The organism is Geobacillus kaustophilus (assembly GCF_000948285.1).
Taxonomy (GTDB): domain Bacteria; phylum Bacillota; class Bacilli; order Bacillales; family Anoxybacillaceae; genus Geobacillus; species Geobacillus thermoleovorans_A.
The window spans coordinates 1,030,967-1,046,375 of record NZ_JYBP01000003.1 but is presented as its reverse complement, the minus strand read 5'-3'; the positions used below and the strand labels follow the sequence as shown (position 1 = coordinate 1,046,375).

Below are 15,409 nucleotides of genomic sequence, written 5' to 3'. Positions count from 1 at the left end.
TTTGCATGCAACACAACGTTGCCCAAAAAGCTGGTGATGGAACGAAAAAACGCTCGGACCATGGAGATTTCGCTCTTGAACGCTCTCCCACCTACGCTCACGCGTGGAAGTGGGAGGTCTTCTCGGTTTAGGATGATAAACAACCGCTTTTCCGCTCGTTCGCAACAACGATTTTGAAGAAAGCGCGGTTTTTACCGACCTTACAAACGGCGTCAAGCCGAGAACAACGCCGCCGGATTGCCAATAAACATTTGCTCAAGCACTTCGTCACTGATTCCTTCGTTTTTCAGCACGGGGATGATGTTCACAAACAAATGCTCGACATGCCAGTTTTTCATCATCTCGGCAAACGGCCCAGGCAGTTCAAACGGACGGCCGAGCCAAAGGTTGACCGTATCATGCGAAAGCATAATTCGATCCGCATATCCGCCGCGAAGCAGGGCAAGAAGCGTGTGAATCCGCTCCTCATCTGTTGGCGCGCCGACCATCCCTTGGATGCCGAAGCGGTCAAAGGCGATATACACCCCGTGCTCAAGAGTCCGGCGATGGTAGTCCGGGTCGGTGTTGCCGCACATATGGCCGATGACGATCTTTTTCGGATCGGCGCCGTGCTCAAGCAAATAAGCGGCTTGTTCCGGCCCCATCGTCCCTTCTTGCGTATGAGTGATGATGACTGCGCCCGTCTCTTTTTGCGCGCGGGCGGCGGCGCGGAAAAACAGTTTCTCATACTCGGTGATGCGCCCTTTGCTCGAAGCGAGCTTGATGACACCCGCCTTGATTCCAGTATCGGCAATGCCCTCGGTCAGCTCAGCCATAAACATGTCGTAAATGTCGTCTTCCGCCGTCCCGAGCAGCTGGCGGAATTTGAAATACGGCGGCGCCCCTTCCCCTTCGTAGTAATAGCCGGTGGCGCAAATGATGTTCAGCCCCGTCTCTTCAGCGACTCGCCGCAAAAACGCCGGGTTGCGCCCGCAGTCGTTCGGCGTCGGATCAACGACCGTTTGGATGCCGTGCCGCTTCATCTTTTCCGCCGCCTCGACTGCGACGCGAAGCGCCTCGTCTTCGCGGAACGGGCCGCGCGTCACATCGCCTTGAAATCCCGGGTAGCCGAAGAGGAAATGCTCGTGGATAAGCGTTTTGCCAAGCCGTTCCACCGGCACCGGGCCAAGAACGGTTTCGACCGTCTTTGCCATTAGGCGTTCGCCCCTTTCCCTGCTTTTTCATATTCCTCCTCTTGCAATTTCCGCCAGAGCAATTTGCCGCTTGACGTCATCGGCAACGATTTGCGGAATTCAACGAGGCGCGGATATTTGTACGCCGCCATTTGCGTTTTCGCCCATTCGATGATCTCCTGTTCCGTCACTTTGCCGACATACTCGTCATGAAGGACGATAAACGCCTTCACCGTTTCGCCGCGGCGCGGGTCCGGCGCGCCGACGACGCACGCCTGCTGGACGGCCGGGTGTTTGTAAAGAAGCGACTCGACTTCCGTCGGCCACACTTTGTACCCGGAGGCGTTGATCATGCGTTTGACGCGGTCGACGATGAAAAAGTAGCCTTCTTCATCCATCCGCCCGATGTCGCCGGTGCGGAAAAACCGCTTGCCGTCGAGTTCGATGAACGCCTCTTCCGTTTCTTTTTCACGCCGGTAATAGCCGCGGAACACTTGCGGGCCATGGACGACGATCTCCCCGACTTCGCCGACGCCAAGCTCCCTCCCCGTCACCGGGTCGATGATGCGCGCATCGACGTCAAACGACGGGACGCCGAGACATTGCAATTTCGGCCGGTCCGGCGGATTGAAATGCGTCTGCGAAATCGTCTCCGTCAGCCCGTAGCCTTCAAAATAACGGACGCCGGTGAGCTGGAACAATTTTTCCCCGACCGCTTCCGGAAGCGCCGCTCCGCCGCCGGAAATACTCGAAAGCGAGGAAATGTCATACCGGCCAAGCGCCGGGTTGGCCAAAAAGTCGATGAGCATCGTGCTGATGTTCACCCAATGGGTGCAGCGGTGCAATTCAATCAGCCGGGCGGCCGCGTCCCGATCCCAGCGCGTCATCAACACCATGGCGGCGCCGGCGAAAATCGGCGTATGCATGCTATGGACCATCCCCGTGACATGGAAAAACGGCAGCGTTGCCAACGCGACCGAATCGCTCGTCACATCGCCCCAGTGGTAGGCGCCGACGATGTTGGCGTTCACCGTCCGGTGCGGGTGGATGCAGCCTTTTGGCACCCCGGTCGTCCCGGACGTGTACGGCAAGACGGCGATGTCATCGACATGACCGTTGTATGGAAGCGGCGGCAATTGGGCGCCGAGGCAGTCCACCCATAAAAGAACGCGCTCATCCCCAATGGCCCGCCGCGGCGTTGCCACTTCCGCCGGAAGCGCCACCGGCGATTCGTCGGATGCATAGTCGGAATAAGCAGCGACGATGATCTGTTCAAGCGGCGTCCGGTCAAGGAGCGGGGCTGCTTTGTCAAGCAGCTCCTGCCCAACGAGGGCGACTTTCGTCTCACAATCGTTCACGTAAAAGGAAAGCTCCTCTGAGGTGTTCATCGGATTGATCGGCACGACAATCGCTTCAGCACGCAAGATGGCATAGTAGGAGATGACAAACTGCGGAGAATTTTGCATGTACAAGAGCACGCGGTCGCCCGGCTTGACGGACAGCTTTTGCTGCAAATAGCCGGCCAACGCGTTGACGTCATCAAGCAGCTCATTGTACGAGTACGCAGCTCCGTAATAATAGATCGCCGTTTTGTTCGGGTAGCGCTTTGCCGTTGTTTCCAAATGGTCGACCAGCGTCGTCTCCGGCACAGCCAGCGTTTTCGAGAGCCGTTTCGGCCAATACGGGTAATGTCTCGTATTCATTCCGCCCCCTCCTCCTTTTCACGCGATCGTTCAATGCGGCAACCGCCGCGCAAGCAGCATTGGATAGCTTTTTTTACTGACCGGTTGGTATATAGCCGGGTGTTTTTTATTGTACACGCTTTCATGAATATTTTCAATAATTTTCCGAATATACAAAACAAAAAAATACACCGCCTACAACAGGCGGCGCAGCACCGGCACACACGCCGACGTCGAAGCGACGATGAAATCTGCATCCCCTTGTTTCGCCAAGCCATAGGTGTCGACCAACATCGTCCGGCAGCCGAGCCGACGGGCCGGAGCGATATCATTGCCAACATTGTCCCCCACGCAAAGCATTTGTCGGTAATCGACGCCAAAACGCGCCCGAATGGCTTCCAAATGGGCGGCCGTTTTAATCGGTTTGGCAGCTTGGAAAATTTTATGGTGAAATACATCCGCCAACCCCAGCTTCCGCAAAATGGCTTCGCTGTCCGGCTCCGGACTGTTCGTCATCAACACAAGAGCCGCTTTTTTACGCAACTCGGTGAGCGTCTCCGCCAACCCCGGCGCCCCGTTCATTTTGAATTCCGGCCCCATCATCCATTCGCGCGTCTTCAAAAATGCCGCATATGTATCCGCATTAGCCAATCCGTAATGGCGGCCGATCGAGCTTGGAACCCACCAAAGGTCGCCGATGCTGAAAAAGCGGTCCAAGTCGACCGCCACCGGCTTCGTGTAAACCGTTTCGATCTCCAGCTTCGTCAACGGCTCGCCGCTCCAGCGGCGAGCTTCGCGAACATTTCCTTCTTCGAGCTGTAAAATCAAATCTTCCTTTGTATCGTACACAACGCCGATGCGAAGCGGATGGCGTCCGGCGAGCACCGCGCGGTAATCGTTCCAAAACCGCGGCCGATCTGTTTCACAAAGCCGTTTGGCCACCTGCTCGGCGTAATAATCAAAATGCCCCGTTTCCTCGTATAGTGTTCCGTCCAAATCAAAGACGATCGCTTTAATGTCTGCTCCGTGCATACTGTTTCCCCTTTCTTGGCCCGTCACCGTTTGCTTGTCCGCTTTTGGTTGATGAACGAACGCAAATATGGCAAAATATGATTCTAGAAAAGCTTGCCATCATTTTGCAAAGAGGGGGGAACACATGATGAGATTCGTGATCTCGCTTGTCCTTTCCCTTGCACTCGCAGCCAGCTTTTCCTTTGACTCGCTCCGCCTGGCCGAAGCGGCAGCCAAAATCAAAACGTATCCAAACTGCACCGCGCTGAACAAAGATTATCCAGGGGGCGTAGCCCGCTCCTCCTCTGTCAAAAACAAAGGAGGAAAAACCAAATATAAGCCTTACGTATCGAAAGCATTATACGATGCCAATCAACGACTGGATCGAGATAAAGATGGGATCGCCTGCGAACGATAGTCTTTCGCCCTTTGTTCTCCATCTTGTTCAAAGCCAAAGGGCCAACCGAATCACCCTTTGGCTTTTGCTTTCTTCGAATGAGCGATCGCTCACACCGCCGTTTCCCTTCCTTTGCCCGAATCGCGGACATCTAAGAGAGCAGGCGGGTACGGGGCGAAGTACCGCTGTTGCAACAAATAATCGTTTTCTTCGCGAATGGCCCACGATTTCAAGACGCTTGTCACACTGCTGAGCGGCAGTTGCTGCGCCCGGTATTGCGCCAACAGTTCCAATACATATTGCTTTTCTTTCGCTGACATCTCCTTTTTGAAATAGCCCATCACATGTTGGCAAACATTGATATGGGAACGGCGTTGCGGAGCGCGGGCAAATAAGGCATGCAATCCCTGCTCATACAACTTCAGCACCTGCTTAACCGGAAGGCGTTCACGGTTCGCCACCAAGCGGCCAAGCTTCTTCAACCACGTTTGACTGTACACCATAAATAAATATTTATGCTCAGAATGGAATTGCACGAGCGCTTTCATGGACCGCTCCGCTTTCACTTCACGAAATAAGGCGAGCGAAAACAACTTTGTCAAAAAGTGTTCGCGAATGGCTGCATTCGTCAAGCGTCCTTCTTCCTCAATAACCGCTTGGGGAAAGCGTTGAAATACATGATCGGCGAACAGCCCTGCTCCTTTCTCGATGACCATGCTGCTGTCAGCATTGCCATACACTTTTACATCTTTGATGCCACACGTCGGAGAACGGCTTTTTAAAATGAATCCATCGATTTCTTCGATTTGGTCGAAGAAGGAGGTGGCAAATGCCTTCATTTCCTTCGTCCAATCTCGATTTGTCGACGGCTGCACAAGCCGCTTTTCCTCGCCGTGTTTCACAAGCCGAACCGTCTCCCGCGGAACCCCAAGACCAATGGCCACTTCGGGGCATACAGGAACAAGCCGGGCAAACGCGGCTAAACGAGATATAAACGGATTGTGAATGATGTCGCCGTTATACCGGCAAGCGGAAAACCCGAGGCACTCGCTGACCACCACTGTTGGAATGGCGTAATGCATCTTTCTTCTCCTTTCTCGTTCCGTCATCTCTCTTTGTTATTGTAACCAATCAAATGAGTGACTGTCATGAATGCCGATTTCATTGAGCCATTCAAAAAATCGGTATAAGTTAGAAGGAGCAATAAACAGCTCCAAATGCAAACAGCGCCCTAAGCCGCTTTCCTGCTTAGGACGCTTTGTTCTTTAGCGGAACAGTGGCGGCAGCGGCTGCATGGCGGTATAGACGCCCATATACGCCATCAAGACGACGACGATAGCGCCAAACACGCTGAGCCTGCTTTCTTTTTTCATCGTCTCTCCTCCCGACGCACCGCCTGAATGGCGATGCCTTCATTTCGCAACGCTTCATAGAGCCGTTGGGCAAATCGGACCGCCTGCTCGTTGTCGCCATGCAGGCAGACAGTGTCGGCTTCAATGGCAATGTCCGTCCCTTGCAGCGAGCGGACGCGCCGGTCGCGGACCATCATGAGTACTTGCTTGGCTGCTTCATCCTCGTCGGCGATGATGGCGCGCGGATCGCTTCTTGGAGTGAGGGAGCCGTCATCCTGATATGTCCGGTCAGCGAACACTTCGCTCGCCGTCCGCAAGCCATAGGCGCGGCCCGCGCGGATGATCTCGCTCCCCGCCAAACCATACAATATAAGCGACGGGTCAACATCCCGCACCGCTTTGGCGATCGCTTCCGCCAACGCCGCGTCTTTCGCCGCCATATTGTACAAGGCGCCGTGCGGCTTGACGTGCGTCATCGTCCCGCCTTCCGCCTTCACAAACGCAGCCAGCGCACCAATTTGGTAGACGACGTACGCATACACTTCCTCCGGCGAAACGGCCATCACCCGCCGTCCGAAGCCAAGCAAATCCGGAAACCCCGGGTGGGCGCCGATGGCAACGCCATGATGGATCGCAAGCTGCACCGTCCGCCGCATGACGAGCGGGTCGCCGGCGTGAAACCCGCAGGCGATGTTGACGGACGTGACATACGGCAAAATCCCTTCCTGTCCAAGCTGGTACACGCCAAAACTTTCGCCAAAATCACAGTTCAAATCAATCATCCTCACCGTTCTCCCTCCCATTGACGGCGAATGGCCGAAACCCACCCAGCCAACTGCCGCTCTTGTTCCGTATAAAGCCGCGCCGCTTCTTCCGGCCTGATCGGCTGAAATTGGATAAGGTCGCCCGGGCGAGCCTGCGACAGAATCGGCAAATCCACAGCCGCGACTTGGGCGATGCGGGGATAGCCGCCCGACGTCTGGCTGTCGGCCATCAATACGATCGGCTGGCCGGACGCGGGTACTTGCACCGTGCCGAAGACGACCGCTTCCGACACCATCTCCCGCTCGCGCACAAGCGCCAACGCTGGACCGGAAAGCCGATAGCCAATTCGGTCGGACTGCGGCGTCACTTCATAGCGGGCGGCGAAAAACTGGCGGCGGCTCTCCGGCGTAAATTCGTCATACTCCGGGCCGGGAACCGCGCGCACCGTTTTCATTTTCCCGCTGATATAACGGCGGGCGGCCGATGCAAGACCCCAACGCACCGGTTCGGCTACACGACGCCCATGGGCGGCGCCGAGTGGCAGCGCATCGCCGCACCGCAACGGCCGACCAGCGAAACCGCCAAGCTGCGCCGGAACATACGTGGAGCGGCTGCCCATTACAGGCGGGACATCGATGCCGCCTGATACGGCGATATACGCCCGAAACCCCGTCCGACACACCCCAACTTCGAGCACATCGCCCGGCTCGACAGCCATCGGCTTCCAAAGTGCAAACGGCCGCCCATTGAGCGTACACGGGAAATCGCCGCCACATACCGCAACGACGGCCTCAACGTGAAACCGAAGCGTCGGCCCAGCCATCGTCGCCTCAAGCACCGCCTCATCCCCATTGTTGCCGACGAGCGCATTAGCCAAGCGATACGCCCACCTATCCATCGCCCCGCCCACCGGCACACCGGCGTGCCGATAGCCGAAACGCCCACCGTCTTGAGCGGTTGTAAAAAATCCGCCATCGATCACTTCAATCATGTTCCTCTCTCCAAACGTGCAAATTCACGAGCCCCAATCGGCCGAAATTCCACGATGTCGCCAGCCGCAAGCAAACTTGGTTCCTCCCGATGCGGGTCAAATAACCGAAGCGGCGTCCGGCCGATCAGCTGCCAGCCGCCTGGCGTCGCGAGCGGATAGACACCCGTCTGGCCGCCGGCGATGCCGACCGAACCGGCCGGCACTTTTGTTCGCGGCACCGCCCTCCTTGGTGTGGCCAAACGCGGCGACAAGCCCCCCAAATAAGCAAACCCTGGAGAAAATCCGATCATATAGACGCGGTAGCGTCCGGTCGAATGAAGCTTAACCACCTCATCTTCCGATATCCCGTGGAAGCGGGCGACGTCCGGCAAATCCGGCCCAAACTCGCCGCCGTAACAGACGGGAATAACGACCGTCCGCACCGAACGCCGCACCGCTTGTTCAGACCGCTCGATGTTCTCGTGCAGCCAGGCGCATACATCGGCATAGCTCCCGGCAACGAGCGGATCGTAATAAACGGTGAGCGACGAAAACGCCGGCGCGATTTCCTCGATGCCTTCTTTTCGCTCGGCCTGAAGCCGGGCGGCCGTTTGGTGGACGATGTCATTCACGGCCTCGTCGATGCGGTCTGAAAACCGGATCGTCACCGCATATTCGCATAATGGAAACAACGTATACTCCACCGTCATCCCTTCCCCCGAAAGCCAAGTTCCCATGAAATATCCATCGCCGCCTGCTTCAACAGCGGAACGATGCGAGCCACATCATCCGACGAAAAGCGTTGTTCCGGTCCGGCAACGCTCAGCCCGGCAACCGCCGCCCCTTCATGGTTGAAAATCGGCACCGCAACGGCGGCCGAATAGTTTTCCAGTTCGGAATAACTGACAGTATAACCGCGTTTCCGGTCTTCTTCTAACAACCGGCGCAATGCTTGTTTGTCCGTGACCGTATGTTTGGCGATTTTCACAAGCTCCACCTGTTCCAAATAGCGTTCCTGCTCCTCCTTGGCCATAAACGCCAGCAGGACGCGCGGACACGCACCGGCGTACAGCGGAGCGCGCCGCCCGACTTTCGTATAGACGCGCACCGGCTCGGACGTTTCGACTTTTTCAATATACAGCGCCTCGTCGCCGTCGCGAATGACTAAATTGACCGCTTCGTTCGTCTCCTCTTTCAGCCGCTTCATCACTGGCAGCGCCGCCCGGCGAATATCGAGCCGCTCGGCGACGAGCGCGCCAAACGTCAAGAAGGCGAAACCGAGCTCATAGTGATCGCCTCGTTTTTGCAAAAAGCCGAGGGCAACAAGCGACTGCGCCATTCGGTACACCGACGTTTTCGGCATCCGAAGCCGCTCGACCATCTCCGGCAGCGTCAACCGTTCGCAATCAAGAAACAAATCAAGCAGTTCTTTTGTTTTTAAGACCGTTTTATTCATCATTGCCCTCCGTTCCGAATATCAGAATATTAATTCCAAAATACGAGTTATGTATTTTTTATTATAATGAAAAGTGGAACAACTTTCTACCACAAAATAAAAAGCGCCCGCTGAACGGACGCCGTTGGATTCAAATCGACAAGCGTTTCAAAAACACATAACTCACTTTTTGATATTCCATTTTTTCCTCATAGAAGCGATGGGCGTCAACCCGCTGCAGGCCGGATGACAGCGAGACAATCCCGTAGCCGTGCTCTTTCGCCCATTCGTGCACATGCGACAGCAACGCTTTTCCATACCCTTTCGAACGTTCGCTTGGAGCGGTAACCAAATCGCACACCCAAATAAAGCGGCCGTTATAGAGCGTAATCATCGGCATGAATCCGACAGCAGCAACCATTTTGTCCCCATCATATAACGCCGCAAGCTGATACCCTTCTTTTTCTTGCGCTTCACGCACAAGCGCCACGTATGTTTCCTCATCCAAATGGGTGCGCAGCTCGCGCATGATCGGAAAGGCGCTTCTCACTTCCTCCTCCGTTTCGAGCCAAACAAATTGCGGCACGATTCCCATCTCCCTTCTGTTTATACATTCATGATAATGAGACTGCCGCCTTTCCGCAACGTTTATCATCGTTTCGAAAGAAGACTCCCGATTCAGGCGCGTGAAGGGCGCAGCCCAGCGATCTCGGCTGATGAACCAACGATTACAGCTGCAGCCGCAAATACGGCCTCATCGTTGAAAATGGAATCAGGAATGCAAGCCAGCTGGATCGTTTTCATCCCCAGCGCTCCTTTCAATAGGCCGGTTGATCATGTCAGGGAAGCGAGCACAGCCGGCAAGGCATCGACAACGTCCGACGCCAATACATCCCACACCGAATGGCCGTTTTGCACAAGCCAATCAGCAGCCTTTCCATGCACGAACACCGCATTGCTCACCGCCGGCTGCACCGCCTCGTGCTGCAGCAAAAACGCCGCCACGATGCCCGTCAACACGTCACCGCTGCCGCCTTTCGCCAAAGCCGGATTGCCGGTTGTGTTCACATATTGCGCTCCATCCGGCGCCGTAACAATCGTATATGGCCCTTTCAACACGACATACACGCCATATTCCATCGCCAACCGCTTGGATACCCCAAAGCGGTCGTGCTCCACCTCGCGAATGGAGCGATGGACGATGCGCGCCATTTCCCCCGGATGCGGAGTGATGACAGTCGGCGCGCTTCGGCGGCGCACCTGTTCGGCGTAATCATCCCAGAAAAATAGGGCATCGGCATCGAGGATAAGGGGCACCGGCTTTCGCACCAACTCCCCAACAAGACGGCGCACCCCTTCCGTCCGCCCCAGCCCGGGGCCGATCGCCATCGCATCCACATCAAGCCCGTCCCAATCAGCCGCGCCGGCAAACGCGCCGCCCTCGGCTGGCCACGGCCGACACATCGCCTCCGGCACCCGGTTGGCGACCGCCTCGTACACCGTTTCCGGAACAGCCATGGTCACAAGTCCGGTCCCGCTTCGCAGCGCCGCTTTAGCGGCGAGCGTCACCGCTCCAGCCATCGCCTTCGACCCGCCGACGACAAGCAGTTTGCCGTACGTTCCTTTATGCGAAGACCGCTTCCGTTTTGGCATCGTTCGTATGACATCGCTTCGTTCCCACACAAACCGACGGACTGCATTCGTTTTGACCACGACCGGCGGAATGCCGATATCCACAACAGCAAGCTCCCCGTAATAATCGGCCGCTGGAAACGTGTACGCTCCAAGCTTCGGACAGTGAATGGTGAGCGTCACATCCGCGCGAACGGCCGCGGCGACATCACCGCCATCGACCGGCACCCCGCTTGGCACATCAACCGCATACACAACAGCCCGTGAACGGTTCACCTGTTCAATGATTTCTTGATACGGAGAACGAACTTCCCCCTTGACGCCAATGCCAAGCAGTGCGTCGATGATGACATCATAATGCGGCACGCGCGCCGCAAACGCCCGCTCATTCCCCTCATAAGCGTTCCACGAATAGCCGGACCGCTCGTACACCTCAAGCGCGGTACGCGCCGCTCCTTTCACCTTTTCCTTTGGTGGAACGAGCCATACATCGGTTTCGTAGCCGTAGCTTTTCAACATGCGGGCAACGACAAACCCATCTCCACCGTTGTTGCCCGCCCCGGCAAGCACCGCCACGTTAGCAGCGCGTGAAATGCGTTCTTTCAGCGCTGAAAACAGCGCCTGCCCCGCGTTTTCCATCAATGAATCAGCGCTAATGCCGATCCTCTCCGTCACTTCTCGGTCGATGGCATACATTTCATCAGATGTTACGATTGGAATCATTCTCCTTCCTCCTCGTTTCTTTTGACCTCCGTCCCCCTTGACGCTCCATCTTTTACACATGTTGGCCATGGGAGAATCAGGCTTCGAGAACGAACCACGATGCCCGATGGAGCGGTCTTTATGGAGCGTTCATGAAACGTTTGACATTCCCTGCCGCGCCTTCCCATCATCAATGTATGATTTAGGATCAAGCCTTGCCGGAACAGCCGGCGGCTACGTCTGGGCGCATTTTCATTGGAGCGGCGTCATCGCCTTTATCGCCGTGTTGCTCGCCTTGTCCTACCCCCTTCATCCGCTATGCGGAAAAACGACGGCCATCGCCCTCGCGATGACCGCCGCCTGGTCACGGCTGCTTGGCGATCGCTTGCAGCCCAAACTGCAGGCAATCGTCACAAATCGCCGCCAGTGGACCTTTAGCCAGCCTCGGTTTTTCTTTGAGGCAAAACGAGCATCGGCTGCTGGAATCGGCTTGCGTTTCGAGCGTCAATTCCTCTTCCAGTTTTTCAAGAGAAAAGACCACAAGCGCTTCATATACGTTGTCAATCAAGCCGCCGTCGATGTACGTACATTTTCCTTCCCACCGCAATGCCACGAGCTTTGCCGCCACTGCCATGCCTTCATAAAATCGACGGCGGGCCTCTTCCTCACTTTGTTCCGCTTCGGCCGCCAAATCATCGGCAAACTGCTCAAGCGCCGCAACGGTGCATTGTTCGAGCCACCGTTTTGTTTCGTTTGTCATGCCCATTTCCCCTCCCTCGTTTCTTTCCCTTCTCAATACGACAAATAGGCATATTTTCCTTCTTCACCGCGGCAATTTGTAAAGAAAACGAGATCGCAGCTCAGGCGGCGGCAGCTGACAACGATCACGCTTCGCAGCGAGACGATGCCGACGATTGACGATCGTGTCATACATATGATCACGCAACAGCCGCGGAACGAGAAATCCAACCGCTGCCAGCCAATTCCACGGCCACGAAAGGCGTCGACCGATGCGCAGGACAGCGGCAGATTTGACATAACAGCAGCCGTTCTCGATGAGGGCGACACTGTCTTTCGCCGATGCCTCCCCGTTTGCCAACAATGCTTGACCAACAGCGCTTTGTTGCGCCGCAAAGCGGAATACTGCCTTTCGGTCGCGGGCAGCAATCCAATGCACACTCGCATGGCAAAACAAGCAATCGCCATCAAATAAGATGATAGGATGCATCACATTCCCTCCATCGACCGGCTGTTGACGGGTTCAATGCAAGCGCTCACATCATTTTTCGGCGAGTTGACGAGCGGCGCCACTTCGTACATCTGCATTTGCTCTTGAGGATACGACAGCAACAACGACTTCAAATACTCGCTGTCGTCCAAACGCGGATCTAGCCAGTCTTCATGTCGTTCAGGCGGCAGTATGACCGGCATCCGGTCGTGGATGGGGACGATGAGCTCGTTCGCCCTCGTCGTAATGATCGTGCACGTCTCAAGCGGCCCGCTTGGCCCATCCCAGCGCTCCCACAACCCAGCGAACGCAAACGGCTCGCCGGACAAGCAAAAACTGTTTCAATCAGCTTCCCCTCCCTCGCTACATCCGTTTCAACAATCGGCTGACCCGCGCCTCAAGCTCAAGCCGTTTAAACGGTTTCGTTATATAATCATCCGCTCCTAACTGAAGCGCCCGTACGATATCTTCTTCACTTTGGCGCATTGTTAACATAATAATTTTATAGCGCGACTCATCGCCGCGGCTGCGAAGACGGCGCAACACTTCAATTCCGTCCATTTTCGGCATAATCCCGTCAAGAATGACAAGGCACGGCAGGCCTTCGTGCCATGACGATTCGATGAACGATACCCCATCGGCAAATGCCCGCACTTCACACTGCTCTTTCCGATCTCGGGCAATGTGTTCGAGAAGATCGGCCACAATCATGCGAACGATCACATCATCGTCAACGACAGCCATTTTCACCGTTTTTCGCTGCCGCATGTCATCTATCTTTTCGGCGGCCACTGTCCGATCCCGCCCGCCGTTTTTTGCCGCATACAACGCCCCGTCCGCCCGCTCAAGCCAATATTCAAGCGGCGCGCCTCCCTCATTCACCTCCACGATCCCGCAAGAAAACGTGCAACGAAACGCCGTGCCCCCTCCGGAAAATGAGCGGGAACGAAATTGATTACGGAGCCGTTCAATGACTTCAAACGCATCGTGTTGCATCGTTTTCGGCAAAAAAAGAAGAAACTCTTCGCCCCCGAAGCGGAACGCTAAATCGTTTGGCCGTGTTCCATGCCGAAGGAGCGCCGCAAATTCACGCAACACCTCGTCTCCAACTAAATGACCATACTGGTCGTTAATCTGCTTAAAATGATCTAGGTCGAGCAATGCGATGCAGTACGGCTCCCCAAGCCGCTCCCGCTCACTTTCGAACTGGCGGTAGGCCTCAGGCAAATATTCGCGATTGTATAACCGAGTGAGCTCATCGACAAGCAGAAGCCCTTCCAACTGTTTTTTCCGCTCCAACAATCGATGCACTCGAATGATAAATTCCAGTAAGGCAAACGGTTTTACTATAAAATCATCAGCACCGGACACGTAACTTTGCAGACGCACCTCTTCGCGATCATCGGCGCTGATGACCACAGTTGGAACAAATTGTTGGCCAAGCGCCGCCTTCAATTCCTTGAGCACCGTCAAACCGTCTGTTCCGTTCATATGCACGTCGATGACAACGCAGTCCGGCTTCACCTCATACAATTGTGTCACCGCCTTTTCCGGTTGGGCAACGGTGACAATCTGCCAGCCTACTTTCTCGATTTGCTCTTTCATATACATTAAAAAGAGCGCATCATCATCGACAAGCAAGATAAGCGGCGCTTCGTCGGCGTCCGCCGACGAAAAAGAAAAATGAGTAGGAACATCGCGGTACGTTTCGTCATAATACCAATGCATCAACTCATATACGTGCTCTTTCAGCTCGGCTGGCGTCCACAGTTTCCCGTTTTCCGCCTCAAGCCGCTTCATCAGCCGGCACGCTCTTTTCCCCAACTCTTCCATCCCAATGACAGCGGCCGTTCCGACGATGTTATGAAAAAACCGATATACATCTTCATACGTAATCGCTTCTTCCTGCTCCCACTGTTCCAATTTGGCACGAATATTGCGCCAAAAATGCTCTTTGTATTTGTCCATGACCGAACGCGACCCTCCCGTTTTCTCATCCCCGATTCAATAAGTCAGCGGGCGCAAAAAAGAAGGAACCGCCGAAGCCGTTCCACTCCCCTTACATTATATATGGCTTTTCATGTGCTGTATACGACCAAATACTTATTTCTTTGCTTGCTGTTGCTCGAGCGACCGCAAAAAGGAGAGCATGCGATTTACGTATTGGTCGCCATACAGCGAGAAACTTTTCACATGATCTGCTTTTTCCGTCAGCCATAGTTGAAAGACATCCGGATGGGTTTTGTATAGTTTCACACTTTCCTTATACGGAATCGAACGATCATCTTTGCTATGGATGAACAAAATCGGCCTTGGCCCGACACGATCGACCGCGTGGATGGGTGAAGACACACCTAAATCTACATCTGCAAGCGCGGGGACAATCGCCAAAATAAGATACGTAAACGGCACGTTAGGCAGATGCGTCCATACCGGCATGTTGGCGCGCAAATACGATTCCAAGTCGCTGAACGGACTGTCCGCAACCACCCCGCGAACATCGCTGTCCTCTGCCGCCGCCAAGATCGATGTCGCCGCTCCCATCGAAACACCGTAAAGCGCAATCGGTTCATGGAAATGCTTCTTCGCATAATCAATGACCCCGAGCAGATCGCCTTTCTCTTTGACGCCGATCGTAATCATATCCCCTTCCGACTCGCCGCTCGCACGAAAGTCAAACAAGATAACTCGATACCCTTTGTCAACAAGCCGCTTAGCGAGCGGCAAAAACGGCACGTTTTTCTGAATCCGGTTGCCGGCATACCCATGGGCAAAAATGACCGTCATCTTCGCTGTTCCTTGCGGTGGAATGACCCAGCCTTTAAGTGTTGTTTTCCCATCTTTGCTTGTGAATGTAGCATTTTCATATGCCATGCCGTAGTCTTTCGGCGTTACGGTGATTGGCTCGCGCGGTTTATGCGTCAGCTGCCAGCCGACATAAACGGACAAGCCAACGCAAGCGAGCAACCCTAAAATGACAACGCCAATGGCTGCAGAAATCCAAACGCGCCGCGTTGTCCGGCGCGGCGTGCGCATCAGTTCCATGCACGTTTCCCCCTTCTT

General features: G+C 55.1%; 15 protein-coding genes and 2 pseudogenes. 1 reads left to right on the top strand and 16 read right to left on the bottom strand.

Going from position 1 to position 15,409, the window contains the following annotated elements:
- Positions 1 to 212: 212 nt before the first annotated feature.
- The 3 genes from LG52_RS05725 to LG52_RS05715 form a co-directional block, all read right to left on the bottom strand.
- A complete protein-coding gene (locus LG52_RS05725; RefSeq protein ID WP_044731226.1) occupies positions 213 to 1,193 on the bottom strand; it encodes a phosphotriesterase family protein in 981 nt (326 codons plus the stop codon).
- On the bottom strand, positions 1,193 to 2,875 hold the full coding sequence (locus LG52_RS05720; RefSeq protein ID WP_044731225.1) for a long-chain fatty acid--CoA ligase: 1,683 nt from the start codon (positions 2,873 to 2,875) through the stop codon (positions 1,193 to 1,195). Before LG52_RS05720 ends, LG52_RS05725 begins: the two co-directional genes overlap by 1 nt.
- A gap of 174 nt (positions 2,876 to 3,049) precedes the next feature.
- Positions 3,050 to 3,886, bottom strand: a complete 837-nt coding sequence (locus LG52_RS05715) for an HAD family hydrolase (RefSeq protein ID WP_044731224.1) — start codon at positions 3,884 to 3,886, stop codon at positions 3,050 to 3,052.
- Between the two features lie 127 nt (positions 3,887 to 4,013).
- On the opposite strand from LG52_RS05715, the gene LG52_RS05710 reads away from it, so the two are divergent.
- The gene (locus tag LG52_RS05710) at positions 4,014 to 4,283 is read left to right on the top strand and encodes an excalibur calcium-binding domain-containing protein (protein ID WP_044733113.1); all 270 of its coding nucleotides are present in this window, start codon (positions 4,014 to 4,016) and stop codon (positions 4,281 to 4,283) included.
- A gap of 89 nt (positions 4,284 to 4,372) precedes the next feature.
- On the opposite strand, the gene LG52_RS05705 is transcribed toward LG52_RS05710, so the two are convergent.
- The 13 genes and pseudogenes from LG52_RS05705 to LG52_RS05650 all read right to left on the bottom strand — a co-directional run bounded on the left by LG52_RS05705 (position 4,373) and on the right by LG52_RS05650 (position 15,391).
- Complete coding sequence (locus LG52_RS05705) at positions 4,373 to 5,344, bottom strand: YbgA family protein (protein ID WP_044731223.1); 972 nt, start codon at positions 5,342 to 5,344, stop codon at positions 4,373 to 4,375.
- Between the two features lie 287 nt (positions 5,345 to 5,631).
- Positions 5,632 to 6,402, bottom strand: a complete 771-nt coding sequence (locus LG52_RS05700; RefSeq protein WP_044731222.1) for a 5-oxoprolinase subunit PxpA — start codon at positions 6,400 to 6,402, stop codon at positions 5,632 to 5,634.
- On the bottom strand, positions 6,399 to 7,370 hold the full coding sequence (locus tag LG52_RS05695) for a biotin-dependent carboxyltransferase family protein (RefSeq protein WP_044731221.1): 972 nt from the start codon (positions 7,368 to 7,370) through the stop codon (positions 6,399 to 6,401). The genes LG52_RS05700 and LG52_RS05695 overlap by 4 nt, the downstream gene beginning before the upstream one ends.
- Positions 7,363 to 8,059 (bottom strand): annotated as a pseudogene (gene pxpB / locus LG52_RS05690) (5-oxoprolinase subunit PxpB). The gene LG52_RS05695 and the pseudogene pxpB overlap by 8 nt, the downstream one beginning before the upstream one ends.
- Entirely contained in the window at positions 8,056 to 8,805 is a 750-nt protein-coding gene (locus tag LG52_RS05685) for an IclR family transcriptional regulator (protein ID WP_044731219.1), read from the bottom strand. Before LG52_RS05685 ends, pxpB begins: the two are co-directional and overlap by 4 nt.
- 130 nt (positions 8,806 to 8,935) lie before the next feature.
- Complete coding sequence (locus tag LG52_RS05680) at positions 8,936 to 9,379, bottom strand: GNAT family N-acetyltransferase (protein WP_044731218.1); 444 nt, start codon at positions 9,377 to 9,379, stop codon at positions 8,936 to 8,938.
- An 83-nt stretch (positions 9,380 to 9,462) separates the two neighbouring features.
- Positions 9,463 to 9,588, bottom strand: coding sequence for a hypothetical protein (locus LG52_RS20770; protein ID WP_269430071.1), 126 nt, complete (start codon positions 9,586 to 9,588; stop codon positions 9,463 to 9,465).
- Positions 9,589 to 9,618: 30 nt separating this feature from the next.
- The gene (locus LG52_RS05675; RefSeq protein ID WP_044731217.1) at positions 9,619 to 11,139 is read right to left on the bottom strand and encodes a bifunctional ADP-dependent NAD(P)H-hydrate dehydratase/NAD(P)H-hydrate epimerase; all 1,521 of its coding nucleotides are present in this window, start codon (positions 11,137 to 11,139) and stop codon (positions 9,619 to 9,621) included.
- Positions 11,140 to 11,482: 343 nt separating this feature from the next.
- Positions 11,483 to 11,878: a hypothetical protein gene (locus LG52_RS05670; RefSeq protein ID WP_044731216.1), complete on the bottom strand. Its 396-nt coding sequence runs from the start codon at positions 11,876 to 11,878 to the stop codon at positions 11,483 to 11,485.
- A gap of 63 nt (positions 11,879 to 11,941) precedes the next feature.
- Positions 11,942 to 12,346, bottom strand: coding sequence for a thiol-disulfide oxidoreductase DCC family protein (locus tag LG52_RS05665; protein WP_044731215.1), 405 nt, complete (start codon positions 12,344 to 12,346; stop codon positions 11,942 to 11,944).
- A pseudogene (locus LG52_RS05660) lies at positions 12,346 to 12,672 on the bottom strand (SOS response-associated peptidase); the annotation flags it as partial. The gene LG52_RS05665 and the pseudogene LG52_RS05660, both read right to left, overlap by 1 nt.
- Positions 12,673 to 12,709: 37 nt before the next feature.
- Complete coding sequence (locus LG52_RS05655; RefSeq protein WP_044731214.1) at positions 12,710 to 14,314, bottom strand: response regulator; 1,605 nt, start codon at positions 14,312 to 14,314, stop codon at positions 12,710 to 12,712.
- Positions 14,315 to 14,449: 135 nt separating this feature from the next.
- Positions 14,450 to 15,391, bottom strand: a complete 942-nt coding sequence (locus LG52_RS05650; RefSeq protein WP_044731213.1) for an alpha/beta hydrolase — start codon at positions 15,389 to 15,391, stop codon at positions 14,450 to 14,452.
- Positions 15,392 to 15,409: the final 18 nt, after the last annotated feature.

Bases quoted from the DNA above. Each gene is read 5' to 3' on its own strand.
- LG52_RS05725 (WP_044731226.1), bottom strand. From the start codon at position 1,193: ATGGCAAAGACGGTCGAAACCGTTCTTGGCCCGGTGCCGGTGGAACGG.
- LG52_RS05720 (WP_044731225.1), bottom strand. From the start codon at position 2,875: ATGAATACGAGACATTACCCGTATTGGCCGAAACGGCTCTCGAAAACG.
- LG52_RS05715 (WP_044731224.1), bottom strand. From the start codon at position 3,886: ATGCACGGAGCAGACATTAAAGCGATCGTCTTTGATTTGGACGGAACA.
- LG52_RS05710 (WP_044733113.1), top strand. From the start codon at position 4,014: ATGAGATTCGTGATCTCGCTTGTCCTTTCCCTTGCACTCGCAGCCAGC.
- LG52_RS05705 (WP_044731223.1), bottom strand. From the start codon at position 5,344: ATGCATTACGCCATTCCAACAGTGGTGGTCAGCGAGTGCCTCGGGTTT.
- LG52_RS05695 (WP_044731221.1), bottom strand. From the start codon at position 7,370: ATGATTGAAGTGATCGATGGCGGATTTTTTACAACCGCTCAAGACGGT.
- LG52_RS05685 (WP_044731219.1), bottom strand. From the start codon at position 8,805: ATGAATAAAACGGTCTTAAAAACAAAAGAACTGCTTGATTTGTTTCTT.
- LG52_RS05680 (WP_044731218.1), bottom strand. From the start codon at position 9,379: ATGGGAATCGTGCCGCAATTTGTTTGGCTCGAAACGGAGGAGGAAGTG.
- LG52_RS20770 (WP_269430071.1), bottom strand. From the start codon at position 9,588: ATGAAAACGATCCAGCTGGCTTGCATTCCTGATTCCATTTTCAACGAT.
- LG52_RS05675 (WP_044731217.1), bottom strand. From the start codon at position 11,139: ATGATTCCAATCGTAACATCTGATGAAATGTATGCCATCGACCGAGAA.
- LG52_RS05670 (WP_044731216.1), bottom strand. From the start codon at position 11,878: ATGACAAACGAAACAAAACGGTGGCTCGAACAATGCACCGTTGCGGCG.
- LG52_RS05665 (WP_044731215.1), bottom strand. From the start codon at position 12,346: ATGCATCCTATCATCTTATTTGATGGCGATTGCTTGTTTTGCCATGCG.
- LG52_RS05655 (WP_044731214.1), bottom strand. From the start codon at position 14,314: ATGGACAAATACAAAGAGCATTTTTGGCGCAATATTCGTGCCAAATTG.
- LG52_RS05650 (WP_044731213.1), bottom strand. From the start codon at position 15,391: ATGGAACTGATGCGCACGCCGCGCCGGACAACGCGGCGCGTTTGGATT.